The organism is Novosphingobium sp., from assembly GCF_041915465.1.
Classification (GTDB): Bacteria; Pseudomonadota; Alphaproteobacteria; order Sphingomonadales; family Sphingomonadaceae; genus Novosphingobium.
Genome location: NZ_JAYSBK010000166.1, coordinates 1 through 3,245 on the forward strand (window position 1 = coordinate 1; position 3,245 = coordinate 3,245).

Genomic DNA, 3,245 nt, shown 5'->3' on the forward strand with positions numbered 1-3,245 from the left:
GACGATACGGCCTGCGCCAAGGTGATGAGCCGCTCCGCGTTCGAACCCGCCACCGACGAGACAGGCGCAAGGGCCGAAGGCAGCTACAACGGCGCGGTGCGCTGGCAGATCCCCGATTGATGACCGCCTGACGGGACTTGTCCGAACACTCGCCGCGCCCCGCCTGGTAGCCCGAACCATCCAGGCGGGGCATCCGCTGAACGACAGGGAAAACGCGTTCTTAACCGACGCCTGATAAGACGCGCGGGACCAAAAGGATCCCGCCGATGTCCGCGACCCATTCCGCCGTTTTTCCGCCCGAAGGCCAAGCCCGATTTGCCACGCTCTATCCCAATATGCCGGGCAAGCTTCGCCATAGGCTGACCAGCCACCCCCTGCTCACGCTCGATGCCCTCGCCGAACTTGCCGCCGCGCTGCCGGCGGATTCGATCGAGTACAACCCCGGCAAGCTGCCCATCGGCATCGCCCCGGAGGATGTTCCCGCTTCCGACCTGGGCGTGGTCGAAACAATCCGCGGGATTGCCAATGCCGGCTCGTGGGTCGCGCTCAAGCGGATCGAGCAATCCCCCGAATACGCGCGCCTGCTGCGCGATGTGCTGGGTGAACTTGAAGAGATCGTCACACCCCGCACCGGCGCAATGATGCAGTTGGAAGGCTTCGTCTTCATCACTTCGCCGGGTTCGGTTACCCCGTTCCACTTCGATCCCGAACACAACATCCTGCTGCAGGTGATGGGTTCAAAGACCATGACGGTGTTCCCGGTCGAGGACGAGCAGATGTTCGCGCCCGCCGTTCATGAAGACTTCCACCTCGGCAAGCATCACCGCAATCTGCCCTGGCGCGACGAGTTTTCCGTGCTTGGCCAGCCCATCACGATCGGGCCCGGCGAGGCGATCCACGTCCCGGTCAAGGCGCCGCACTGGGTGCAGAACCATGACGAGCCGTCGGTCTCGCTCTCGGTCACCTGGCGGTCGCAATGGAGCTATGCCGAAGCCGATGCGCGGGCGTTCAATCACCTGCTGCGCGAACTGGGCATGAAGCCGGCCAGCCCCGGCCCCTTTCCCGCACAGAACCTGGCCAAGGCGCTGGCCTACCGCGCGGTGCGCAAGCTCAAAGGCCTCCGCCAGAGCGCCTGATCGCCAATCGCCGGATCAGGGGCTCTGGCGTCCGTTCTTGAGCGAATCCGCCGGCTGGCTCTTGCCCTTTGCCGCGCGGGCCTCGGCCGCATCTTCGCGTTTGGCCTGCTCCAGCTCCTCGGGGGTTTTCTGGTAATCGTTGGGCGCACGCACATAGACGCTGTTGCCAGCCAGCTCAGCCATTTCAGAGCGGGTGCGCGGCGCCCGGTCGGCCGGTAGTTCCGCCGCCAAAGTGCGGGTTTCGGATTCCATCACCACCACCCCGTCGACCAGATCGACCTTGCGGTGGAACTGGTAAAGGTCGCCGATGGTCTTGTCATAGGATCCGCCCTGCAGGCGGAAACCCTTGCCCTTGTTGGGCAGGATGATCGTGGTCTTGCTGCCCCACCAGTCAGGGAAGCTCACGGCATAGGGCGCGGTCTTGTTCAGTTCGCCTTCGCGGGCGATGTCGAAGCGCCAGCCCAGGCGCGAGCGATCGACCTCATACCAGCGGGTGCCAAGATCGGCCGTCCATTCCATCTGGGCCGTGCCGGTCATGTAGATCACGAAATCGCCCGTCTCGGGATCGTCCCGCGTACCGACCTTGCCGGGCGCGATGAAATCGAAGGCATCGCGCCACAGCTTGCGCAGTTCGCGGTTGCGGTCGGCTTGCGAATAGCCGCCATAACGCAGGCGCATGTTCGACGCGCTTTCGCCGTGGAAACGCATTTCGCCACTCGCCGGAGCGGGCAGATCAAGGCCCTTGCTGGCATCGAGGGTCAGCGTAACGACCTCATTGGGACGGTCGAGCTGTTCCGGCACCATGGCGATCAACGCTGAACCCTGGGCCGTTACCGGCAGGCCAAAGCGATAGTTTGGCGTTCTGAGCCGGGCGAGCGAGGTATCGCCAAGCCTGGTGCCGTCGAGGAAATAGTTCTTTCCGTCGATCGTCGCCTCGACGATCACGTGGTCGAACGCTTCCATCGTCGGCAGCCGGTCGCCGACCAAGTCGCCGCTCTCGGTGTTGACCAGCACGGGCCGCGCCTCGATCCCCAGTTCATTGAGGATCGCGATCAGCAGCACGGTCTTGCCCTTGCAGTCGCCAAACCGGCGGCTCCACGTCTGGTCGGCGCTGGCCGGGATGAACCCGCCGGCATTCATCCCCAGGAACAGGTAACGGATCTGCTCCTGCACAAGTTGCAGCGCCAGTTCCGCGCGCCGCTTGGGATCGGGCGAAGCGGCCCTGATCTTGTCGATCTCGGCATGGAGCGGACTATCCGGTGCCAGTTTCGCGGCCTCGGCATAGAGCGGGGCGAAGGTTCGCGAAACGCCCTGCCAATCGTCGAACTCGGTGATCTCGACCGCATTGACCAGTCCGAAGCGCGAGGGTGCGCTTTCGGGCGGCAACGGCGCGGTAAAATCGCTGAGATCGGCGATCAGTTCGTTGCCCTGCCCCGATTTCTTGAGCTTGGGCGCAAGGATGCCCGGCAGGACGCGCCAGTGCATCTGCTTGTCCTTCCCCCAGACCAGCCGCACCCGGAAGCGACCAAAGGTTGCTCCGTCGGCGGGCCCCGCCACATATTCGCTCATCCCCTTCATCGCCGGATCGCGGCGGGTCACCGAATAGGCCAGGTCAACCACATCGCCCACGCGCAGGTCCTCGGGCTGCATCGTGGCGGTCAGACGCCCGTCGAGCATCGCGTCTTCCATGCGGGTTTCGCGCTGGATCACACTGACCGCCGACCCATCGCCGAGCAGGTCGATCACCTGGCTGCCGCGCAAAATGCGATAGCGGTGGATCGTCAGGGTTTCGAGGCTGGGATCCCAGGCCACCTGCAGCGCACCGTCATCCAGGCCCTGCGCAGTACCGATCTTCCACGCCTGGGCGATGAACACGGTATCGCCTTCATTGGTGAAATTGACCTGCAAATCGCCCAGCAGGTCTATCGTGGCCGCGCCATCGGCATCCTTGGGCGGTTTGGGTAGCGGCGCGATGTCAACCCAGGCTGGCGGGGGAGCGATCGCCGGCCGGGCCAGCGGCGTCTGACCGCCCGGCGCGGCAAGCGCCATCATCGGCCACGCGGCCAAAGCCAGTATCAAGCGCGAAAAGCGCATCATGCCCCCAGGTAT

The 3,245-nt window shown here is 64.6% G+C and carries 2 protein-coding genes; one reads left to right on the top strand and one right to left on the bottom strand.

What is annotated here, in order from left to right:
• Positions 1 to 266: 266 nt before the first annotated feature.
• Complete coding sequence (locus tag ACE3SN_RS16480) at positions 267 to 1,136, top strand: cupin-like domain-containing protein (RefSeq protein ID WP_374531870.1); 870 nt, start codon at positions 267 to 269, stop codon at positions 1,134 to 1,136.
• 15 nt (positions 1,137 to 1,151) lie between these two features.
• On the opposite strand, the gene ACE3SN_RS16485 is transcribed toward ACE3SN_RS16480, so the two are convergent.
• Positions 1,152 to 3,245 (bottom strand): DUF3857 domain-containing transglutaminase family protein (locus ACE3SN_RS16485; RefSeq protein WP_374531872.1); only part of this gene is annotated, 2,094 nt, incomplete at its 5' end.